Source organism: Dermacoccus sp. MPR-E5 (assembly GCF_058809565.1).
Genome location: NZ_JBXASS010000008.1, coordinates 1 through 20,925, shown reverse-complemented (window position 1 = coordinate 20,925; position 20,925 = coordinate 1). Strand labels below are relative to the sequence as shown.

The window sequence follows — 20,925 nt, the reverse complement described above, 5'->3', positions numbered from 1 at the left end:
CGGCCCGACGACCGATGGAGAAGCGTGGCTGACGAGCAGCGCCAAGGCACGATCTACGGCTTCCTCGCCTACCTGGCGTGGGGTCTGTTTCCGCTGTACTTCCATGCCCTCGAACCGGCGGGCGCGTGGGAGATCCTCAGCCATCGCATCCTGTGGACGCTGCTGCTGTGTCTCGTCCTGCTGGCGATCACCCGCAATCTGGGCTTCCTGGGCGGGTTGTTCAGGGACGCGCGCAGGCTCGGCGCCATCACCATCGCGGCGCTGCTCATCGCCGCGAACTGGACGATCTACGTCGTCGCCGTGACGAGCGGCCACGTCACCGAGGCCGCGCTCGGGTACTTCCTCAACCCTCTCGTGACGGTGATGCTCGGCGTCCTCGTGCTCGGTGAGAAGCTGCGGCGTCTGCAGTGGCTCGCCGTCGCGATCGGTGTCGTCGCGTGCGTCTACCTCGCGATCGACTACGGCAGCCCGCCGTGGATCTCCATCTCCCTCGCGCTGTCGTTCGCCGCATACGGCCTCATGAAGAAGCGCATCGGCGGCCACCTCAGCGCCCTCGAGGGGCTGACGGCGGAGACCGTCGTCCTCGCGCCGTTGGCCGCCGCACTGCTGCTGTTCGTGCTGCCGTCGAAGGATCTGACGTGGAGCGGGCACGGCGTCTCGCACAGCGTTCTGCTCGCCTTCAGCGGCGTCGCGACGGCCATCCCGCTGCTGCTGTTCGCCGCCGCTGCCCGTCGCATCCCGCTGACGACGATCGGGCTGCTGCAGTTCATGACGCCGATCATGCAGTTGCTGTGCGGCGTGCTCGTACTCGGCGAGCACATCAGTGCCGGACGCTGGGTCGGCTTCGGCCTCGTGTGGCTCGCCCTCGTCGCCCTGACGCTCGACTCGCTGCAGCACGCCACCCGCAGCCGCCGCGCCCGACGCGTCGCAGCCGCCGCCTGAACACGCAGCCACTCGGATCATGGCGCCGACGCGCGCCGGGTCAGCGAGGTCATGCCACGTCAACCGCACGACGATGAAGCCAAGACGCTCAAGACGCAGGTGACGCAGCTTCTCGGCCTGCAGGGCGCGCGGGCTGTCGTACTTGCCGAGCCCGTCGAACTCGATGAGGACACGAGTACTGCAACCCGGAAATCAGCCCGGGCGAAGACGCCGCCCGTCTCGTCGCGAATCGGGTGTTGCGGCTCCAAGGCGATCCCGTAGGTGTGGCACAACCAGCGCAGCCGGCTCTCCCCCGGCGACTCGACCCGGGCGTCCGCGAGATCGACGACGACGCGCGCCATGCTCACCCCCCTTGCGACGGTCATAGAGGGCAAGCACGTCTGGCAGTGCCGTGAGCGTGGCGGCAACACGGCGTCGCGCCAATTCGCGGCGCCACACCGCCGGATTCTCGGACGTCGGCGGCGTCACGATGTGATAGCTGCCGTTGCCGAGCGATTCGAGCCAACCGTCACGGACCCAGCGTCGGACGTGGTCATGCGTCAGCCCATGGGTGGCGAGTTCACTCACGTGCAGATGATGGGGTCCGTGCTGCATTCGCTGCCGCAGCAGCTCGGGTGGCGGATTCACTCTCACACTGTCGCCCATCGAGGGCACGGCGTGCTGGGCGAACGACGTCGCCCTGTGGACAACCAACCACGATCGAGCGAATCGGTGGGATCAAGCACTGCAGCGCTCGATCCCACCGATTTCGCTCGTGTTCGGCCCGGCTCGGCCCCGTGCGCCCAGCCGTCAGGCCCCGAGCACCTGTTCCAGATACGGGTTGGCGAACACCCGCTGCGGGTCGAGACGATCGCGCAGGGCGACGAAGTCGTCGAAACGCGGGTAGACCGAGCGCAGGTAGTCGGCGTCGTAGTCGTGCATCTTGCCCCAGTGAGGGCGCGCGCCGAGTTCGCGGGCGACGTCCCAGAAGTGCGCGAAGTAGGCGCGGTGGTCGGCCTTCACGTATTGGTGGATGGCGATGTAGCAGCTGTCACGCTCGTTGGCCGTCGACATCCAGCGATCGTCACCGGCAGCCCAGCGCACCTCGACGGGGAACGCGACGGGTTCGGCGGTGCGCTCCACCCACCGCTGCATCTCCCGCAGGATCGGCTCTGCGGCCTCGAGCGGCACGGCCATCTCCGATTCGCGGAACCGAACCGTTCGCGGTGAGGCGTACACGGCGTGCGAGCGATCCGAGAACTCGCGCGCGGACAGCGTCGAGGCGGAGATGTCGTTGAGGCGCGGCACGAGCGACGGCCGTCGCACCGCGAGCTCGTTGAGCCACCCGAAGACGGTGTTCGACAGGAACTGATCCTCGAGTCGTCCCTTCCAGCGCGGCAGCGGATTCACCGCCGCGTCACCGCCCCTGCGGACGTTGCGCTTCGTCATCACCTTGTCGGTGTGCGGAAACCAGTAGAACTCGTAGTGGTCGATCTCGGCGAGCGTCGCGTCGAGGCCGGCGAACTCCGTCGTCATCGTCGACGGGCCCTCCGTCGCGGCCAGCGTGAACGCCGGCACGCACTGCATCTCGACCTCGGTGATCACCCCGAGCGCCCCGAGCGTGACGGCGAGCGCCGGCACGAGGTCGGCGTCCTCCCCGTCGTCGCTCCAGCGCAGAACCTCGCCGGTGCCCGTCACCATCTCGCCGCCGACGACGGCGCCGCCGAACCCGGTCCAGCCGAGCCCTGTGCCGTGCGTCGACGTCGAGACCGCCCCCGCGATCGTCTGACGGTCGATGTCGCCCATGTTGGGCAGCGCGAGCCCGTGTTCGGCGAGCCGCTCGACGAGGTCGTACAGGTGCGTCCCCGCCTTGATGCGCACCCGGTTCGTCGCCTCGTCGACGACGATGCCGCTCAGCGCATCGAGACGCACCTGGACGTCGACGGGCTCCGCGATCGCCGTGAACGAGTGCCCTGCCCCGACCGGTTTGACCCGCCCGCCCGACGCCGCGGCGCGCTGCACGAGCGCAACGACCTCGTCGCGCGATCGCGGCGTGACGACCTCGCGCGGCGTCGCCGTCACGTTGCCGGCCCAGTTGCTCCACTCAGCCAAAGTTCTGCCCTTCTCCCCGATAGGTCGCGACCTCGTCGGCGAGGGCGCCGTTCTCGACGACGAGGATCGAGTCGAACCGCTCGCACATCTCCCCTGCCTTGGAGTGGCGGAACCACACGTGGTCGCCGATGCTCAACCCGCGCGCGGACGCTCCGTGCAGCGGCGACTGCACCTCCCCCGCGCCCAGCTGGCCGTAGTACTTGAGCCCACGCGGATGCACGGGCACCGGCACCCGCGAGCGTGACGGCGGCCCGGAGCCGATGTAGCCGCCCGAATACGTGACGGCGGTCTGTGGGTCGGGTTTGCGCACGACGGGTGAGACGAACCAGCAGGCCGGTTCGGTGCGCAGCGCGCGGTAGCGGTCGAACAGACGCGGCGCGAACAGACCGGAGCCGACGGCGATGTCGCCGAGCACGCCGTCACGCCCGCTGATGTGCGCCGATCCCGTGCCGCCTCCGTTGATGATCTCGAGGTCGGAGTACGCCCGCAGCGCGTCGACGACGGAGCGTCGGCGGCCCTCGATCTCGCGCATCGACGCCCACTTCATGAGGCGGTGACCGGGCGTCGAATCGGGCACGCCCGCGATCTGTGCCTCGTAGAACATGCAGCCGACGAGTTCAACGCCTCGCGTCCGCTCGATGCACTGCGCGAGGCTGACGGCGTCCTCGGGCGTACGCACGTCGGAACGGTGCGCGCCGGCGGTGAACGGACCGACCTTGAACGTCATGTCGACGTCGATGGCCACGCGCAGCACGACCCCCGCCTGCGTGGCGACGCGCGCGATCATCGCGACGTGCTCGGGCGAGTCGACCATGAGCGTGACGGTGGCGCGTGCGTCCTCGTCGTCGGCGATGGCGCGCATCGCGACGACGTCGGTGCTCGGGTAGGCGACGAGCACATCACGTAGCCCGTGAGACACGAGCCACCGCGCCTCGGCGACCGAATAGGCGAGCAGACCGCTGACGCCGTCGTGGCGCAGCGCCTCCTCGATGAGCGCGCGCACGCGGATCGACTTCGTCGCGATGCGCAGCGGCACGGGGGCCGCGACGTCGCGTAGCGCCGTCAGGTTGCGCGTGAACGCTGCGCGGTCGAGGACGGCCATCGGCGCCCCGATCGGCCCCAACGGTGTGTCGAAGACGCTCACGTGGACACTCGGTCGGCGAACAGGCCGGCGAAGGCGTCGAGGACGGCGAGCGCCTTGTCGTCATCACCGTCGGCGAGCCAGGCGAGGGCGACGCCGTCCGTCATGGCGATGACCATGCGCTGGACGACCTCGGTCGGGATGCCGAGGTCGTTCGACCAGCGTGTCTGGAAGGTCTCGACGAAGTCGTGGACGATCGCGTAGTTCGTGGCGAAGATGCGGCGCGCGAGCTCGGGGCCCGAGTCTTCCTGACGCACGAGGTAGGCGACGAGTTCGTAGACGAGTCGCTGCCGGTCCGCCTGCGCACCACTGATCGACCAGTAGTGGCGGAACGCGGCGCGGATGGCGTCGACGGGCGAGACGTCGTCCGGCAACGGCAGTGACGCCGCCTCGATGTCGCGAGTCGCGATCGACTCGACCATGGCTTCGAGCAGCGCCTTCTTGCTGTCGAAGCAGTAGTGGACGGTGCCGAGCGAGACGCCCGCCTCCGTCGCGATACGGCGGACGGTCGTGTTGTCCAGACCGTCCCGCAGGGCGATCGCGACGGCCGCCTGGATGAGTTGCGCGCGTCGCGTTTCGATGTCTAGCCGAGGCATAACTGCGACTCTAACGCCCCCTCAACTGGACATGTGTCTTGCACCACATTCGACACCCAGATGGTCACCTGCTGAACACCCGGCGTTCACGCCTCGGGACAGAACGCGGTGTCAGCACGTGGTCTCAACTCTCCCGCACCGGCGCCCGTCACGCCGAACGCGTCGCGACGCTCAGCGGAACCTCCTTGAGCGCGTCCTGCACCTCGCCCTCGCCGAGTTTGTCGATGAGAGCGGCGGCTTCGCGCGCTGTCGTCAGCGTGTGCGCGCGGGCCTGCTCCATGGCGGGGTGCGCGCGCAGCAGCTCGAGGGCCTCGGCGTGCTCGGCGTCGTCCGTCAGTGGCCTCGCGAGCAGTGCCTTCAGGCGCGCGTCGGCGGGGTCGCTCGAGGCGTTGACGTAGAACGTCGGCAGCGTCGCGACGCCCTCACGCAGGTCGGTGCCCGGGGTCTTGCCCGAAGTCTCGGCCTCGCTCGCGATGTCGAGGATGTCGTCGCTCAGCTGGAAGACGAGCCCGACGAGCTCGCCGTAGCGGCCCAGCACCTCGACGGTGCGCTCGTCGCAGCCGGAGAACATCGCCCCGTACTGCGCGGCGGCGGCGATGAGGACGCCCGTCTTGTCGGCGAGCACCTTGAGGTAGTACTCCATCGGGTCGGCGCCGTCGGGAGCCTGACGCTCGTCCTCGATCTGGCCGGCGCACAGGCGCACGAACGTCCGGGCCTGCAGGATGACGGCCTCCGGGCCGAGGTGGGCGATGAGTTCAGAGGCCTTGCCGAAGAGCAGGTCGCCGATGAGGATGGCCGTCGAGTTGCCGTAGACCGCGTTGGCGCTCGGCACACCGCGGCGGATGTCGGCCTCGTCCATGACGTCGTCGTGGTACAGCGAGGCGAGGTGCGTCAGCTCGACGCCGGCCGCCGCGTCGACGACCTCGTCGCTGATGCCGGTGCCGAGCATCGAGGTGAGCAACGTCAACATCGGGCGGAAACGCTTGCCGCCGGCGTCCACGAGGTGGTGGCTGGCCTCACGCACGAGCAGGCTGTCGTGGTCGACGACGACGTCGAGGCGCGCGTTGACGCGCTCCAGCCCGTCGACGAGGCGGTCGCTCAGCTCCGCCGAGGCGTCCGGCACGATCGCGGACGCGACCGACTGGGCGCTCGAGGTGCGCGCGGATTCAGCACTCATGGTTCAACTCTTCCTGGGCCGTTCACGCGTTGGGCGCGAGGCGGGTCAGCACGGTGTACAGGCGATCGGTGGCGCTCTTGCCGCCCGGGTCGGCGAGGTTCGCCATCACCTTGACGATGATCTTCATCAGGTCCTCGCGCGGCAAACCGTACGTGACGGCGAGCTTCATGATCTGCGGATTACCGATCATCGTGGCGAAGTGGCGACCGAGCGTGAAGTAGCCGCCGAGGGCCTGCTTCATGACGTCGGGGTAGGTGGCGAGGATGCGTTCGCGGGCGACGTCGCCGCCGTTCTTCGCGGCGCCGAACGCGTCCGCGACGACGCTCGAACCGAGGCGCGCGGCCTCCATCGCGTACGCGATGCCCTCACCGTTGAACGGATTGACCATGCCGCCGGAGTCGCCGACGAGCATGAGGCCGTCGGCGTAGTGCGGGGTGCGGTTGAAGCCCATCGGCAGCGCCGCTCCGCGGATGTCGCCGACCATCCTCGCGTCGTCGAACGTCCACTCGGGCGGCATCGTCGCGACCCAGCGGCGCATGACCTCGCGGTAGTCGGTCTTGCCGAACGCCTTCGAGGTGTTGAGGATGCCGAGGCCGACGTTGCTCGTGCCGTCCCCGACACCGAAGATCCACCCGTAGCCGGGCAGCAGGATCTTCTCGCCGCGCTCGTTCGTCGACGGCAGTTCGAGCCAGCTCTCGAGGTAGTCGTCGTGCGTGCGCGGGCTCGTGTAATAGGCACGGACAGCGACGCCCATCGGCCGGTCCTCGCGCTTCTCACGGCCGACGGCGAGCGCCAGTCGGCTCGAGTTGCCGTCGCAGGCGACGACGAGCGGGGCTCGGTACGTCGCCTTCTCGCCGGTGGCACGCCCGTCCTCGCCGAGCAGCTTCGCCTCGACGCCGGCAACGCGGCCGCTCTCGACGATGGGCGCCGTGACGTTGACGCCCTGCAGCAACCGGGCGCCCTGGGCGACGGCGTGCTGGGCGAGGATGTCGTCGAAGTCCTGGCGCGTGCGCACGAGACCGTAGGCGGGGAAGGCTCCCTCGTCGGGCCAGTCGACCTGCAGACGCATGCCACGCCCGACGAGGCGCAGCCCCTTGTTGCGGATCCACCCCTCGCTCTCGGGCGTGGGGATGCCGAGCGCGTCGATCTCCTTGACGGCGCGCGGCGTCAACCCGTCACCACACACCTTCTCGCGCGGGAAACGGGTCTTCTCGAGCAGCAGGACGTCGAGGCCGGCCTGCGCGAGGTACGCGGCCATCGTCGACCCACCCGGGCCGGCACCGACGACGATGACGTCGGCGCTCTCGGTGGCTGCCTGGGGGCTGGTGCTGACGGCGTCGCTCACGCCGCGCCGCCCTTCTTCTTCGTCTGCTGGTTCTTCGGCGCATTCTTCGCCGCGGGCTTGACCGCGCGGTGCAGCGCGACGATGCCGCCGGTGAGGTTGCGCCACTCGACGTCGGCCCAGCCTGCCGTCTTGATCAGCTCGGCGAGCTCACGCTGCGCGGGCCAGCTCTGGATCGACTCGGCGAGGTAGACGTAGCTCTCCGGGTTCGAACTGACGGCGCGCGCGACGGGCGGCAGCGCCTGCATGAGGTACTCGGTGTAGACGCGGCGGAACGGCCCGTTCGTCGGGTGGCTGAACTCGCAGATCAGCAGGCGCCCGCCGGGCTTCGTCACGCGCGCGAACTCGGCGAGCGCGCCCGTGACGTCGACGACGTTGCGCAGACCGAAGCTCATCGTGACGGCGTCGAACGAGGCATCGGCGAACGGCAGCTTCGTCGCGTCGGCGGCGGTGAATCCGAGGTCGGCGCGGCGCTTCTTGCCCTCGCGCAGCATGCCGAGGCTGAAGTCGGCGGGCACGACGTGGGCGCCCGCGGCGTCGAAGGGCTCCGACGAGGTGCCCGTGCCTGCGGCGATGTCGAGCACGATCTCGCCCGGCTTGGGATCGAGCGCCGTCAGCACCTGCTTGCGCCAGCGACGGTCCTGGCCGAGGGAGAGCAGGTCGTTCATGATGTCGTAGCGCGCCGCGACGTCGTCGAACATGCGCGCGACATCGCTGGGTCGCTTGTCCAGGCCAGCACGATTCATGGGGCCATTCTCGCACTCGCGCGCGCGTGCCCTCGCGGCCACCTGAATGAGCAGGCGCGCGGGGCGTCATCACGCGTCGCTGACGGCGGCGCCTCGCGCCACCGAGCCGTCTGCGGCACGGGGTTAGGCTGGTGTCTCGTGAGCCTTTCCCCATCGCCCGCCGACGCCGCGCGCACGCCGCACCTGCGGGTGCGCACCCAGGAGCTCGCCGACCCGGGCGATCTCGTCTCGCTCGTTCCGGCGGGCCGCCCGGCCGAGGACGTCATGTCGTGGGTGCGCCGCGGTGAGGGTCTCGTCGCGTGGGGGCGCGCCGCGTCGATCGCGACGAGCGGTGACGAGCGATTCGCCGACGCCGAGTCGTGGTGGGATGCGCTCGTCGCGGCAGCCGACGTCGAGGACGAGGTCGCCCTGCCCGGCAGTGGACTCGTCGCGTTCGGCTCGTTCAGTTTTCGCAACTCCTCCGACGAGGGTTCGGCGCTCGTCGTGCCCGAGATGGTCGTCGGGCGCCGCGGCGGGCGAGCGTGGCTCACGACGATCAACCGCACGAGCGACCGCCTGCCCGACGTCACGCCGGCGCTGGCACCGACGGGCGTCGAGGCCCGTGACGGCGCGCTGACGCCCGCGCAGTGGCGCAGCGCCGTGAGCGACGCCATCGAGATGATCCGCACGGGGCGCATCGAGAAGGTCGTGCTCGCGCGTGACGAGATCCATGTCGCGGACGCCGACATCGACCCGCGCTGGCTGCTGACGCGTCTGGCGGCGCGTTACCGCGACACGTGGGCGTTCGCGGTCGACGGTCTCGTCGGCGCGACGCCGGAGCTGCTCGTGCGCTCGGAGAAGGGGCTCGTCACCTCACGCGTCCTCGCCGGGACGATCCGTCGCGCCGGGGCCGGCGCCTCCAGCGAGGAGCAGGATCTGGCGCTCGCCGCGAGCCTCGCGCGCAGTTCGAAGGACCTCGAGGAGCACGAGTACGCCGTCCGCTCCGTCGAGGCGGCGCTGCGGCCGCACTGCTCGTCGATGAACGTGCCCGACGCGCCGTTCGTCCTCAATCTGCCGAACGTGCTGCACCTCGCCACGGACGTCTCCGGTGCGCTCGCCGGGGGTGCGTCGTCGCTGACGCTCGCGGCGTCGCTGCACCCGTCGGCTGCGGTGTGCGGGACGCCGACGAACGAGGCGGCGCTCGTCATCGACGAGCTCGAACACATGGACCGCGGACGCTACGCCGGGCCCGTCGGCTGGATCGACGCCGCCGGCGACGGCGAGTGGGGCATCGCGCTGCGCAGCGGCCAGATCGACATCGAGAACCCCTGCCGCATCAGGCTGTTCGCCGGGTGCGGCATCGTCGCCGGGTCCGATCCGGTGAGCGAGGTCGCCGAATCCGTCGCCAAGCTCTCACCCATGCGCGAGGCGTTGCGCGACGACTGACGCGCGAGGAGGGCGGGTTTGGCGACGTCGCTCCGGTTCTTGTGCGCGTTCGCAGCTGCGATCCCGCCATGCCGACTTTCAGCCCTCACGGTGCGAGATGAGCGCCACAACCCTGCCATGCGGTACTTCAGCTCCGCGCGGGACGGCTGGTTCCACGCTCGGCGGCCGGGCGGTAGCGTCGATCAGATGAAGCGTCTTCTCGTCATCAGCCACGCACCGACCCTCGCCACGGTGTCCCTGCGCGATGCAGTGATCGCGGGGGCGAGCGACCCGGAGTTCTTCGACGGACTTGTCGAGGCCGTCGCGATCGAAGCGCTGGAGGCGACCGACCCGCGGGCCTACCTCGACGCCGATGCGTACCTGTTCGGCACACCGGTCAACTTCGGCTACCTCTCCGGCGCACTCAAGCACAGTTTTGACTCGACGTACGACGCGCTGCAGGGGTACGTCCGCAGGCGCCCGTTCAGCTACTGGGTGCACGGACGCAGCGACGCGACGGGCGCGCGCCGCGCTCTCGACGCCATCACGACGGGCCTCGAACTGCGCCTCGTCGCCGAGCCCTTCGAACGTCTCGGCGACGTGGGTGATGACGACCTCGCCGCTGCCCGCGAGTTCGGAGCCACCGTCGCGGCACACCTGTTGGACTGAGCATCCATCTCGCCGTCTCCGCTGGGCTGGTGAACTCACATGGGCTGGTGAGCTCACACGCGTGACCATGCCAGTGCGGCGCCGGGCCACTCGATCGTGACGCGCGACAACCGGCCACCCGCCATCAGGCAGCTTCGATCGCCCCGGAAGTACCCTCGGTGGGTGGTGCAACACATAGGGTGAGGTCGCGCTCATCGTGTGGTGAAGCGGAGCGGTCACATCGATGTCAGCGTTCCGCCCCCGGCAGGGGGAACCGAACCCCGCGCTCACCTGGACGGCCATCGTCGTCGCACTGGGTGTGGCCCTGGCCTTCGTCGCGGCCTTCGGCGGGCCGAAGAACGTGCGCCGCACCACTGGAGGCAACATCGCCTTCGCGATCGGGGCTGCGGCGCGTTCGAAGCGAAGGCCTTCCCGAGCGGTGTCATCGCCAACACGGATCAGCACACGGCCCTGATCATCACGATCACACCGAGCGCTGCATAGTCGCATGTCGATGTGCGCGATTTCGCCGTCATCGACGCGGGGCCTGCCGACGGCCCCCTTGATCTCGAGACGGCAATCAGCATAGGGGTCGCGTCGCTTCCTACCGTCGCGCACCCACACGAGATCTTGCCCGGGCATCAGGCAATCATCGAGGTCCGCCTGACCTCGCGTGGCCGCCCGTCCCACTCGGCCGGATAAGACATCACAGTGGCGAACGGCCCCGCCACGCACGTGGTGCATGACGAGGCCGACATGACCTTCACCGGGGCCTGATCGGCCCCGCGTGATGGCGTGATTCAGACGACGCGGTTCAGACGGCGTGGTCCGTCGGCGTTCCCGGGTCGTTGCTGACGATGGTGCGCGTGGGGTCACCTTCGTCGATCGAACCAGCCTTGTCGGTTGCGTTCTGAGCCGTCTCTCCGGTCCTGTCGGACGCGCCGCTCAGGCGCGCCTTGAGCTGCTCTATGAAGTCGGACAGTGCCATGCTCGTCATCTCCTCGTGTCGTCGTTTCGCGCATCATGCCCGGGCGCCCGCAACCTCGCGGGCGGCCGGGCAGCGCGCTCAGTTCTCCTGCAGTTTGTCACCGTCGAGGCCGGAGTGCGGGACGTTGTCCTCGTCCACCGTGTCGGCCTCGCCGCCGGCGTCGGGGGTGTCGATGTTGGAGGCGTCCTGCTCGCTCAGACGCTCACCGTCGTTGTCGCCGTCCTCGGGCATCTCGAACACTGCGTCGGTCGCAACCGTCATGTCGTCTCTCCTTCATCGTGTAGCGCGCCACCATGTGGGCTGCGGCGCCCGGGCGGGCGTCGCCTCCTGCCACTCTTGCCGAGATGACGCGGGCGCGCACCATACCTGAGGGTGGGGCGCGTCAACGACGTTCGTAGCGCGCGTCCATCTCACCGGCATCGGCGACGGCGTCGATGGCGGCCGCGAAAAGGTCGTGGCGCGCCTGACGCTCGAGGTGACGCTCGGTGCGCACCTCGATGACGTTCAGCCCGGGCGCCGGGTCGCTGACGCGCTCGATGAGTTCGTCACGCGACCCGACGAGCGAATACCCGACACCGCGGGCCTCGCACACGAGCGCGAGGTCGGCGTTCGTCGGCGTGCCGAAGACGCGCTCGAAGTGCTCGGCGAGTTCGCTGCGCCCCTGCTCGAGCGTGCCGAAGATGCCGCCGCCGTCGTCGTTGATGACGACGATCGTCAGGTCGGGGCGCGGCTCGCCGGGGCCGATGAGCAGGCCGTTGCTGTCGTGCAGGAACGTCAGGTCGCCCATGAGTGCGAAACTCGGGCCGTCGTGCGACAGCGCGATGCCGACGGCCGTCGAGACCACCCCGTCGATGCCCGACAACCCGCGGTTCGCGACGGAGCAGACCCGACGCGCGATGCGCTGCGGATTGCGACCGAGATCGAGGTCACGCGCCGTGTTCGACGACCCGATGAGCAGCGCCGACCCGGCCGGCACGTGCTGCACGAGCGTCGACGTCGCGGCCAGGCCAGACGGCCACGACCGCGCGACGAGCGGCCCGATGCGCTGCGCGAGACGCTGCCCTGCGATGCGCCAGCTGCTCGACCACCGACGGTCCGCGCACGCCGCGACGAGTTCGTGCGAGCGCGCGATGGCGGCCCACTCGTGCACGCGCTGTACGACGTGCGACGGGTCGGCCCACGACGTCGACGCCGTGATGACCTCGACGGTCACCTCGGGGTGACGCAGCAGCTTCGCGACATCGCGCGAGAGCGTCATGCGTCCGGCGACGAGAACACGCTCGGGCAGGTGCTCGTCGAGCCAGTCGTGGGCGGCGAGGATGAGCGAACCGTGCGGCATGGCGCGCCCGCGGTGGTAATCGCCGAACGGCTCGGCGATGACGGGCCAGCCCGCCGCGTCGGCGAGTTCGGCGACCTCGGCGGCCAGCTTCGGATCGGGCAGATCACCGAGCAGGACGAGAGTACGCGGCACCGGTGCGATGCCCGGGCCGGGCGCGACGGTGACCGTCGATGCCGGAGCACGCAACTGCATCCAGGGGCGCCCGCGATCCCGCCCCTCGAGGCTTTCGGGCCACATGGGTGCCGTCGCTGAGGGGGCGTCATCAGCCCGGCCTTCCTCATCGGACGTCGCGCTCGTATCCCTCGCCACGATCGCCCCCGCGCCCGCAACGGCTCCGGCCATCGCGAGGTCGGCGACGTCGGGCGTCAGCGGCTCGCGGAACGGCAGGTTGAGGTGGACCGGCCCGACGTCGCCCGTCGGAACGCCCGTCGCGTGGGCGAACGCGCGACCGACGACCGAGCGCCACACCGTGTTCTGCCCAGCGCGCTCGCTCGGCGTCGCGAACTCGTGAAACCACCGCGTCGCGGAACCGAAGATCTTGACCTGGTCGGTCGTCTGGTTGGCGCCCGTGTCGCGCAGTTCTGCGGGGCGGTCGGCGCTCATGATGATGAGCGGCACCTGCGCGTGATGCGCTTCGAGGACAGCCGGGTGAAGGTTTGCGACGGCCGTGCCGCTCGTCGTGATGACGGGCACCGGGTTGCGCGAGATCTTCGCGAGACCGAGGGCGAGGAACCCGGCCGAACGTTCGTCGACGCGCACGTGCAGACGCAGCCGTCCAGCCTTGTCGGCCGCGGCCACCGCGTACGCGAGCGGCGCCGAACGCGAACCAGGCGAGAGCACCACGTCCTTGACGCCGAGCCGCACGAGTTCGTCGATGATCACGCTTGCCATGGCAGTCGAAGGATTCACGCTCACCATCTTGGCGCATGGCGCCGACAACCCCAACGACGCGCCCGTTCCCTACGCTGTGGGCGTGACGAACGACGAGCAGCCCACCCTTCCCAGCGGCATGCAATGGCACATCCGGGCGTCCGGGTACGAGGCGACGATCGTCGAGGTCGGCGGCGGGTTGCGGGCGCTGCGCCACGACGGCGAGGACATCGTCCATGGATACGCCGAGGACACCATGGCCGACGCGGCCCGCGGGCACGTCCTCGCGCCGTGGCCGAACCGCATCGCCGGCGGGCGCTACGCGTTCGACGGCGACACGTACCTGCTGCCGCTGACCGAACCGGAGCACACCAACGCCGCCCACGGGCTGGTGCGCTGGCAACCGTGGCAGCTCGTGGAGCACGCAACGCATCGCGTCACCGTCGGCGTCACGCTGCACCCGCAGCCGGGATGGGCGTGGACGGTGCGATTCGAGTTGACGTACGTGCTCGGCCCCGATGGCCTGACGATCACGCCGCGCGCCACGAACCTCTCCGACACACCATGCCCGTTCGGGTTCGGCATGCACCCCTATCTGACGGCAGGTGAGAGCTCACTCGACGACGTGACGCTGACCGCCCCTCTAGACGAAGCCCTTACCGTCGACGAGCGGCTCATCCCGGTGGGGCGTGAACCAGCCTCGATCGACTTCACCGAAAGCGCATCACTGCGCGGCGTCACCCTCGATACGTGCTTCACCGGTATCGGAGCCCGCCCGGGCAGCGGAATGCCCTCGCGGCCTGCTGACGCGGCGCCACGGGCTGACGGAGCCGCGGCGTTGAGCAACGACGCCGCACGCTGGGAGGTCAGCGTCAGCACGTCGTCGCGGGTGACGACGTTGTGGGCCGATGCGCGCGAGTTCGGCTACGTGCAGCTGTTCACGGGCGACGGGTTGCCGGAGCCGAAGAACCGACGCTCGGGCTTGGCCGTGGAGCCGATGACGTGCCCTGCCAATGCGTTCAACACGGGCGAGGGCCTCATGGTGCTGCACCCGGGCCGAACATGGACAGCCTCCTTCGGCATCTCTTCACGCCACTGATCCTCACGACCCCGACCCTCACAACGCTGGCCCCACCCGTCCCCATCCGCGATCCATATCGGCGATTCCTGTCCACCTTCGCGATCCACGTCCACATCCGCGATTGCTGTCCGCACGTGCGACTTTCATCCACCTTCAGCTGGCCGTCATACCGCGCACTCGAGCCCCCGCCCACCCAGCCGACGTCCATGGTGCGCTCTGCCGTCTCGCCACAGACGTCTTCACCGGACGTCGAGGTGCCCCCGGCCGCGCCGCCGACTACCGTGGTGCGGGTGCCCAGAGCCGCGCGCAGTTTTGCCGATGATCTGAGGGCCCGCAGCGACGACGAGCTCGCGGCCCTCCTGCTCGCGCGCCCCGACCTCACGCGACCGGCGCCGGCGGACATCACTTCCCTCGCGGCTCGCGCCTCGACGCGCGCCAGCGTCCAGCGTGCGCTCGAACATCTCGACGGCGGCGCGCTGCGCCTCGTCGAAGCCCTCCTCGTCGTCGGTGCTGACGGCGCCGCGGCCGCGCTCGGCGCGTCGAGGAGGGCCGTCGAACAGGGGATCCGGGAGCTCTGGGCGAAGGCGCTCGTCTGGCGCGCTTCCGACGGCTGGCGAACGGCTCGCGCGGTCGGTGAGATCCTCACCCACCCAGCAGGATTGGGACGTTCGACCGCCGAGCTGGTGACACATCCGAGCACCCTCGCGCTCTCGCCCACGACCACCCCCGACGAGGTCACCGACGTCGAAGCACGTCTCACCGATCGCGCGCGCGCCGTCATCGACCAACTGCGCTGGGGCAGCGCCCGCGCCTCGTTCACGACGCCCGCCCTGCGCGCCGTCCGTGACGAACTCGTCCGCGCCGGGCTCATGGTCGCCCTCGACGGTGACGACGCCGTCATCCCGCGCGAGGTGGGCCTCGCCCTGCGCGGCGGCCGGCTGTCGCGCGAACCGTGGGCGCCGCCACAACCCGAGCCACGTCACGTCGACCAGGCCGACGCCGACACGGCTGCCGCCGGGGAGGTGCTCGATCTGCTGTGGCGACTAGACGATGTCGCCGCCGCCTGGGATGAGGAGGCGCCGCGTGTCCTGCGCACCGGTGGTCTGTCCGTCCGCGATCACCGTCGTCTCGCCGCGAGGCTCGATGCGTCGAGCGAACTGACCGCCTTCGTCCTCGAGATCGGCCACTCCGCAGGCCTGTTCGCCTCCGACGGAGAGATCGACGCGACGTGGCGACCGACCGATCTGTACGACGAATGGACGACCTGGAGCCCGGCGCGACGCTGGACGGCCCTCGCTCTGGCGTGGCGTGACACCGTCCGCGCCCCCGGCCTCGCGGGTCAGAGCGTCGACGGGACGCTCGTCAACGTCCTCGGCAAGGACGCCGCGTGGCCGCTCATGCGGGCCCGCCGCCGGGACGTGCTCGACGTCCTCGCCGCCCTCCCGGCGGGCAGCGCCCCCACGATCGACGACGTCGAAGCGCTGCTGCGTTGGCGCCGACCGCTCCGCCTGCCTGCCGGGGCGCCCACCCACGCTGATGTCGTCCTGCGCGAAGCGGCATGGCTCGGCGTCCTCGGCCGGGGCGCGCTCACCAGCGCCGGGCGTGCGCTGCTCGCGGCCGACCCGTCGTCCGCCGCGGATGTCGAGGCCGTGACGACCGCCATGTCGACCGCGCTCCCGGAGCCGGTCGATCAGGTCATGCTCCAGGGCGACCTCACCGCCATCGCACCCGGCCCGCTGGCGGAAGAGGCCGCCACGTTCATGCGTCGCGCCGCCGACGTCGAATCCCGCGGTGGTGCAACGGTTTTCCGCTTCAGCGACGCGAGTCTGCGTCGCCTGCTCGACCACGGGGTCTCCTCGGCGGAGGCGCTCGAGTTGCTGCGTCGCCACAGCATGACGCCGATCCCGCAGGCTCTCGAATACCTGCTCGGCGACGTCGCGCGCCGCCACGGCCACGTGCGCGTCGGGTCCGTCAGTTCGTACGTGCGCAGCGATGACGAGGCCGCCCTCGACGCGCTCGTCGCCGACACGGGCCTCGCGTCGCTGCAGCTGCGCCGCATCGCACCCACCGTCTGCGTCTCCCCGATGCCTGCGGCGACGCTGCTCGACGTCCTGCGCGAGCATCGTCACGCGCCTGTCGCCGAGACCTCCGACGGCGGGGTCGTCGTGCGCGCCGCCACCGTCGAGCGCGCCCCGACGCCGTCGCGCCGCACCACCCCCGTCCAGGTGCACACGCTCGACGCCGGTGAGGCCGAGCAGCTGGCCGGCCGTCTACGGGCCGCTGAGAAGGACGCCGTCCGTCCGAGCGAGCACGACGCGCACACGCGCATCCCGTCCTGTGATCCGACGGTGACGTTGGCGCTGCTGCAGGACGCGGCCGCCGAGAGCGTTCCCGTGTGGATCGGCTACGTCGAGGCCGGCGGCGACATCAAGCGCGGCTTGTTCCGCCCCGCGAGCGTGACGGGCGGGCGCGTCACGGGCCAGCTGGGCGACACCTCGCCAGTGACGCGGACGTTCTCGATCCACCGCATCACGGGCGTGGCGTCGGCGTGACGTCCGCGACGCCCCTCGAGACCTGCCTCGTCCTTGTCACCCGTACGAGCGACGGGGCGGACGAGGTGCTGCTCGGGCGAAAGCTGCGCGGCTTCGGTCGTAGCCGCGTCGTTGCCCCCGGCGGCAAGATCGACGCCGGTGAGAGCGCGCAGGAGGCGGCCGCCCGCGAGCTCGAGGAGGAGACGGGTCTGCGCGCGCAGACGCTCGCGCCAGCCGGCGTCCTCGACTTTCGCTTTTCCCACGACGACCTGACCCAAGACATGCAGGCGCATGTGTTCATTGCGTCCGATGCCCTCGGCGCGGTGCAGGATTCAGACGAGATCGCCGGCCGGTGGGTGCGTCAGGACGGGATTCCGTACGTCGAGATGTGGCCGGATGCGCGCCACTGGATGCCCCGCGCGCTCGCTGGCACCCTGCGGCACGCCCTGTTCGTCTACGGCGCGGACGGCGTCACGCTCGAGCGCTTCGAGCTCTGACGACGGGCGCCCAGCCGCGTCAGCGCGCGCGGGCCGAGCACGATGACGGCCACGCCGACGAGCAGGAGCGCGCCGCCGACGAACGCGGCAGCGTTGGGGCGTTCGCCGAGGAAGACCCAGCCTGCGAGGAAGCCGACGACGGGGACGAGCAGCGTGAACGGGGCGACGTTCGATGCCGGATATATGCCCATGAGCCCGTTCCAGATCGTGTAGCCAACGAGGCTCGCGAGGATGACGGTGTACGCCGTCGACGCGATCGCCGCGCCGCCGAAGTGCGTGAGCGCGCCACCGACAGCGCCCGGGCCGTCGATGAGCAGCGACAGCACCAGCATCGGCAGCGGGACGAACAGGCTGCCCCACACCGTCAACCCGAGGCCTGAAGCTCCCGCGCAGCGTCGCGAGGCGACGTTACCGGCACCCCAGCTCAGCGCTCCCGCGAGACACAGCAGGACGCCGACGAGCGGTGTCGCCCCCGAGCGTCCGAGGGCCACGACGAAGAGCCCGCCCACGGCGATGCCCATGCCCATGAGTTGGATGGGTCGCGGCCGCTCCCCCAGGACGGCCGCGGCGATGACGACGGTGAACAGCGCCTGAGCCTGCAGGATCAGCGAGGCCAGCCCGGAGGCCAGACCCGCCGCCATCGCCGAGTACAGAAAACCCGAACTGTCCGGCCGACATGAGCAGCCCGACGAGTGCGAGGTCGCGCCACGCCACCTGCGGGCGCGGCACGAACGCCATGATCGGCAGGATGCACGCGAACCGGATCGCCACGAACAGCAGCGGCGGTATGCCGGCCAGCCCCTCGTGGATGACGACGAAGTTGAGCCCCCAGATGAGAACGACGAGCAGCGCGAGCGCGATGTGGCGTGGGGTCATGAGCCCCATCCCACCGCACCGCGCCCGCCGCCGGAAGAACGATCCGTCTGGTGGCCGTTCAGGGCCTCGGAAGGTGCCTCAGAAGATGCGCACGCGCTCGTCCTCGTCGACCCACATGCCGTCGCCGGCCTTGACGTCGAACGCCTCGACGAACTCGGTGAGGTTGCGGGCGGCGTTGGCGCGCACGTCCATTGGCGAGTGCGGGTCGGTGGCGAGCAGACGCTTCGCCTCGGCCTCGCGGGCGGTGCCGCTCCACACCTGAGCCCAGCCGAGGAAGAAGCGCTGCGCGCCCGTGAAACCGTCGAGCTCAGGCGCCGGGGCGTCCTCGCAGGCGATCGTGTACGCCTTGTACCCGATCGTCAGTCCGCCGAGGTCGCCGATGTTCTCGCCGACCGTCAGGCCACCGTTCACCTTGAGGCCGGGGGCGTCGCGCGTCTCGAGCTCGGAGAACTGCGCGATGAGCTTGGCCGACAGGGCGTCGAAGCGCTCGCGGTCGCCTTCGGTCCACCAGTCGACGAGTTCACCGTCTCCGTTGAAGCGCGAGCCCTGGTCGTCGAAGCCGTGGCCGAGTTCGTGGCCGATGACGGCGCCGATGCCGCCGTAGTTGACGGCATCGTCCGCGTGGACGTCGAAGAACGGCGGCTGCAGGATGGCGGCCGGGAAGACGATCTCGTTCATCATCGGGTGGTAGTAGGCGTTGACCGTCTGCGGGCTCATGAGCCACTCGTTGCGGTCGATCGGCTGCCCGATCTTGGCCAGCTGGTAGTCGGTCTCGAACGAGGCGGAACGCTTGATGTTGCCGACGAGGTCGTCGGCGACGATCTGCAGGTCGGAGTAGTCGCGCCACTCGTCGGGGTAGCCGATCTTGGGCGTGAACGCGTCGAGCTTCTCGAGCGCCTTGACCTGCGTCTCGGGGCTCATCCACGTCGATTCGCGGAAACTGCGACGGAACGCCTCGACGAGGTTGCCGACGAGTTCCTGCATCCGCCCCTTCGCCTCCGGCGGGAAGTGACGCTCGACGTACAGCTTGCCGGCCTCCTCGCCGAGGACGCCCTCGACGAGGCCGACGCCGCGCTTCCAGCGCTCACGCAGCTGCGGCGTGCCCGACAGGGTGCGGCCGGCGAAGTCGAAGCGCTCCTCGACCACGGCGTCGCCGAGGTAGTTCGCGAAGGAGGTGACGAGGTGCCACGTCATCCACGCCTTCCAATCCTCGAGCGGACGGTTGGCGAACAGTTCCGCGAGCCCCTCGAGGTAGCTCGGCTCCCCGACGACGACGTTCGCGAACGCGCCGTCCGGCACGACCTGGCCCTCCATCCACGCGTCGAGGTCGAACGCGCCGAGCACGTCGCGCAGCTCGTCGAGCGTGTAACGGTTGTAGGTCTTGATGGCGTCGCGCGTCGAGACGTTGTCCCAGTGGTGCTTCGCGAGGTCGACCTCGAGGGCGTACGCGCGGTCGGCGACGGCCTCTGGCGTGGAGACACCCGCGAGTTCGAGCAGCCGCACCATGTGCTCCTGGTAGGCGGCGCGGATCTCGGCGTACTGCGCCTCGCGGTAGTAGGCCTCGTCGGGCAGCCCGAGGCCGCTCTGGCCGATGTAGACGATGTACTCGTCGCTGTTCTTCGCGTCGGCGCTGACGTAGAAACCGAACAGACCGCCCATGCCGTAGCGCTCGAGGTGGCCGAGGAGCATGAGCAGATCGTGCTCGCTCGTCAGCCCGTCGATGGCGGCGAGATCCTCCGCGATCGGCGAGACGCCGAGACGGTTGATGCGCTCGGTGTCCATGAACGAGCGGTACAGGTCGCCGACCTTCTGCGTGGCCGGGCCGAAGCCCTCGGCCGGGTTGCCGTTCTCGGCGTCCTCCGCCTTCTGCGCTGCCTCCTCGATGATGACGCGCATCGCCGCCTCGCTCTTCTCACGAAGGCGGTCGAACGCGCCGTAGCGCGACTTGTCGTCGGGGATGGGGTGCTCGCGAACCCACGTGTTGTTGACGTAGGCGAACAGGTCGTCCTGGGGGCGGACGGACGCGTCGAACGTGTCGACGTGGAGGCCGGACTTGCGGGTCATGCGAACACCTCAGATTTCGTGGAGGTCGAGGACTTCTCAGCTGACGTCCATCCAAACACCTCGCACCGACAACCGTCATCCGCAGCTCGCCGCGTGACGTCGTCCAGGAGAGTCGCCCCCGTCGCATGGGCGGCGATGTTGTGTCATGAACGCGCGCTCTTTTGCGCGTTCATGACACAACATCAACCTGGTCGACGCTCGGTCTCGTGGAGACGTGCCACGACTGATCGAACCGACGATCGCCCTGCACGAGGCGTTCCTCGTCGCCCATCGCGAGTGGGGTGCGGGGCTTCACGAGGACGGATTCGGCATCGCGCGCGGCGATGACGTCATCAGCCCTGAGGGGTTCGCGGCCTGGATCGAGGAGCTTCACGGACGCCCGGCCACGTCGTGGTGGATCGCCGATGACGAGCCCATCGATACCCGCGGGCAGAGGGTCCTCGGCGCAATCGCCCTACGTCCCACAGAATTCACCGGCGAGCTGACGACCGGCCACATCGGCTATGGGGTCACACCTGAATCGCCCCGGGTTTGTTAGAGGCTGAGTAATGCCGTTTCGGCGGGCGCCGCAACGGTGTGCTGCTGATCGTAG

At 69.9% G+C, this 20,925-nt stretch carries 18 protein-coding genes and 1 pseudogene; 7 read left to right on the top strand and 12 right to left on the bottom strand.

Annotated elements, in window-relative coordinates; genetic code table 11:
• Window positions 1–24 precede the first annotated feature (24 nt).
• The gene (rarD, locus tag AC1RS9_RS07645; protein ID WP_006946240.1) at window positions 25–942 is read left to right on the top strand and encodes an EamA family transporter RarD; all 918 of its coding nucleotides are present in this window, start codon (window positions 25–27) and stop codon (window positions 940–942) included.
• A gap of 789 nt (window positions 943–1,731) precedes the next feature.
• On the opposite strand, the gene AC1RS9_RS07640 is transcribed toward rarD, so the two are convergent.
• From AC1RS9_RS07640 to AC1RS9_RS07615, 6 genes are all read right to left on the bottom strand, one after another.
• Complete coding sequence (locus AC1RS9_RS07640) at window positions 1,732–3,033, bottom strand: D-arabinono-1,4-lactone oxidase (RefSeq protein WP_492921045.1); 1,302 nt, start codon at window positions 3,031–3,033, stop codon at window positions 1,732–1,734.
• Window positions 3,026–4,177, bottom strand: coding sequence for an alanine racemase (locus AC1RS9_RS07635; RefSeq protein ID WP_492921043.1), 1,152 nt, complete (start codon window positions 4,175–4,177; stop codon window positions 3,026–3,028). The genes AC1RS9_RS07640 and AC1RS9_RS07635 overlap by 8 nt, the downstream gene beginning before the upstream one ends.
• On the bottom strand, window positions 4,174–4,770 hold the full coding sequence (locus AC1RS9_RS07630) for a TetR/AcrR family transcriptional regulator (protein WP_492921041.1): 597 nt from the start codon (window positions 4,768–4,770) through the stop codon (window positions 4,174–4,176). The genes AC1RS9_RS07635 and AC1RS9_RS07630 overlap by 4 nt, the downstream gene beginning before the upstream one ends.
• 148 nt (window positions 4,771–4,918) lie before the next feature.
• Entirely contained in the window at window positions 4,919–5,947 is a 1,029-nt protein-coding gene (locus AC1RS9_RS07625; protein ID WP_492921039.1) for a polyprenyl synthetase family protein, read from the bottom strand.
• 22 nt (window positions 5,948–5,969) lie between these two features.
• On the bottom strand, window positions 5,970–7,292 hold the full coding sequence (locus tag AC1RS9_RS07620) for a geranylgeranyl reductase family protein (protein ID WP_492921037.1): 1,323 nt from the start codon (window positions 7,290–7,292) through the stop codon (window positions 5,970–5,972).
• Window positions 7,289–8,035: a demethylmenaquinone methyltransferase gene (locus AC1RS9_RS07615; protein ID WP_492921035.1), complete on the bottom strand. Its 747-nt coding sequence runs from the start codon at window positions 8,033–8,035 to the stop codon at window positions 7,289–7,291. Before AC1RS9_RS07615 ends, AC1RS9_RS07620 begins: the two co-directional genes overlap by 4 nt.
• A gap of 138 nt (window positions 8,036–8,173) precedes the next feature.
• On the opposite strand from AC1RS9_RS07615, the gene AC1RS9_RS07610 reads away from it, so the two are divergent.
• Entirely contained in the window at window positions 8,174–9,460 is a 1,287-nt protein-coding gene (locus tag AC1RS9_RS07610; RefSeq protein WP_136788547.1) for an isochorismate synthase, read from the top strand.
• A 186-nt stretch (window positions 9,461–9,646) separates the two neighbouring features.
• Window positions 9,647–10,108 (top strand): flavodoxin family protein, encoded by a 462-nt coding sequence (locus AC1RS9_RS07605; RefSeq protein ID WP_492921033.1) that lies wholly within the window; start codon window positions 9,647–9,649, stop codon window positions 10,106–10,108.
• Window positions 10,109–10,901: 793 nt separating this feature from the next.
• On the opposite strand, the gene AC1RS9_RS07600 is transcribed toward AC1RS9_RS07605, so the two are convergent.
• The 3 genes from AC1RS9_RS07600 to menD all read right to left on the bottom strand — a co-directional run bounded on the left by AC1RS9_RS07600 (window position 10,902) and on the right by menD (window position 13,305).
• Entirely contained in the window at window positions 10,902–11,075 is a 174-nt protein-coding gene (locus AC1RS9_RS07600; protein ID WP_165584157.1) for a hypothetical protein, read from the bottom strand.
• 78 nt (window positions 11,076–11,153) lie between these two features.
• Window positions 11,154–11,336, bottom strand: a complete 183-nt coding sequence (locus AC1RS9_RS07595; protein WP_038566985.1) for a hypothetical protein — start codon at window positions 11,334–11,336, stop codon at window positions 11,154–11,156.
• 121 nt (window positions 11,337–11,457) lie between these two features.
• On the bottom strand, window positions 11,458–13,305 hold the full coding sequence (menD, locus tag AC1RS9_RS07590) for a 2-succinyl-5-enolpyruvyl-6-hydroxy-3-cyclohexene-1-carboxylic-acid synthase (protein WP_492921030.1): 1,848 nt from the start codon (window positions 13,303–13,305) through the stop codon (window positions 11,458–11,460).
• Between menD and AC1RS9_RS07585 the strand changes: the two genes are divergently transcribed.
• The 3 genes from AC1RS9_RS07585 to AC1RS9_RS07575 all read left to right on the top strand — a co-directional run bounded on the left by AC1RS9_RS07585 (window position 13,304) and on the right by AC1RS9_RS07575 (window position 17,393).
• A complete protein-coding gene (locus AC1RS9_RS07585; RefSeq protein ID WP_492921028.1) occupies window positions 13,304–14,383 on the top strand; it encodes an aldose 1-epimerase family protein in 1,080 nt (359 codons plus the stop codon). The genes menD and AC1RS9_RS07585 overlap by 2 nt on opposite strands.
• A gap of 272 nt (window positions 14,384–14,655) precedes the next feature.
• The gene (locus AC1RS9_RS07580; protein ID WP_492921026.1) at window positions 14,656–16,917 is read left to right on the top strand and encodes a helicase-associated domain-containing protein; all 2,262 of its coding nucleotides are present in this window, start codon (window positions 14,656–14,658) and stop codon (window positions 16,915–16,917) included.
• Entirely contained in the window at window positions 16,914–17,393 is a 480-nt protein-coding gene (locus AC1RS9_RS07575) for an 8-oxo-dGTP diphosphatase (protein ID WP_492921024.1), read from the top strand. The genes AC1RS9_RS07580 and AC1RS9_RS07575 overlap by 4 nt, the downstream gene beginning before the upstream one ends.
• Here AC1RS9_RS07575 and AC1RS9_RS07570 read toward each other — a convergent pair.
• The 3 genes and pseudogenes from AC1RS9_RS07570 to AC1RS9_RS07560 form a co-directional block, all read right to left on the bottom strand.
• Window positions 17,351–18,034 carry an EamA family transporter gene (locus tag AC1RS9_RS07570; protein WP_492921022.1) on the bottom strand — a complete coding sequence of 228 codons (684 nt, stop codon included), beginning with the start codon at window positions 18,032–18,034 and terminating at the stop codon, window positions 17,351–17,353. The two genes, AC1RS9_RS07575 and AC1RS9_RS07570, sit on opposite strands and share 43 nt — an antisense overlap.
• Window positions 18,035–18,116: 82 nt before the next feature.
• Window positions 18,117–18,269, bottom strand: a pseudogene (locus tag AC1RS9_RS07565) (EamA family transporter); the annotation flags it as partial.
• A gap of 78 nt (window positions 18,270–18,347) precedes the next feature.
• Window positions 18,348–20,333, bottom strand: a complete 1,986-nt coding sequence (locus AC1RS9_RS07560; RefSeq protein WP_449759155.1) for a M13 family metallopeptidase — start codon at window positions 20,331–20,333, stop codon at window positions 18,348–18,350.
• Window positions 20,334–20,547: 214 nt separating this feature from the next.
• Between AC1RS9_RS07560 and AC1RS9_RS07555 the strand changes: the two genes are divergently transcribed.
• Window positions 20,548–20,871, top strand: coding sequence for a GNAT family N-acetyltransferase (locus tag AC1RS9_RS07555; RefSeq protein WP_492921020.1), 324 nt, complete (start codon window positions 20,548–20,550; stop codon window positions 20,869–20,871).
• The last annotated feature ends 54 nt before the right edge of the window (window positions 20,872–20,925 follow it).

Coding starts and splice junctions, on each gene's coding strand:
- AC1RS9_RS07630 (WP_492921041.1), bottom strand. CDS start 4,770: ATGCCTCGGCTAGACATCGAAACGCGACGCGCGCAACTCATCCAGGCG.
- AC1RS9_RS07625 (WP_492921039.1), bottom strand. CDS start 5,947: ATGAGTGCTGAATCCGCGCGCACCTCGAGCGCCCAGTCGGTCGCGTCC.
- AC1RS9_RS07615 (WP_492921035.1), bottom strand. CDS start 8,035: ATGAATCGTGCTGGCCTGGACAAGCGACCCAGCGATGTCGCGCGCATG.
- AC1RS9_RS07605 (WP_492921033.1), top strand. CDS start 9,647: ATGAAGCGTCTTCTCGTCATCAGCCACGCACCGACCCTCGCCACGGTG.
- AC1RS9_RS07600 (WP_165584157.1), bottom strand. CDS start 11,075: ATGGCACTGTCCGACTTCATAGAGCAGCTCAAGGCGCGCCTGAGCGGC.
- AC1RS9_RS07595 (WP_038566985.1), bottom strand. CDS start 11,336: ATGACGGTTGCGACCGACGCAGTGTTCGAGATGCCCGAGGACGGCGAC.
- AC1RS9_RS07585 (WP_492921028.1), top strand. CDS start 13,304: ATGGCAGTCGAAGGATTCACGCTCACCATCTTGGCGCATGGCGCCGAC.
- menD (WP_492921030.1), bottom strand. CDS start 13,305: ATGGCAAGCGTGATCATCGACGAACTCGTGCGGCTCGGCGTCAAGGAC.
- AC1RS9_RS07570 (WP_492921022.1), bottom strand. CDS start 18,034: ATGGCGGCGGGTCTGGCCTCCGGGCTGGCCTCGCTGATCCTGCAGGCT.
- AC1RS9_RS07560 (WP_449759155.1), bottom strand. CDS start 20,333: ATGACCCGCAAGTCCGGCCTCCACGTCGACACGTTCGACGCGTCCGTC.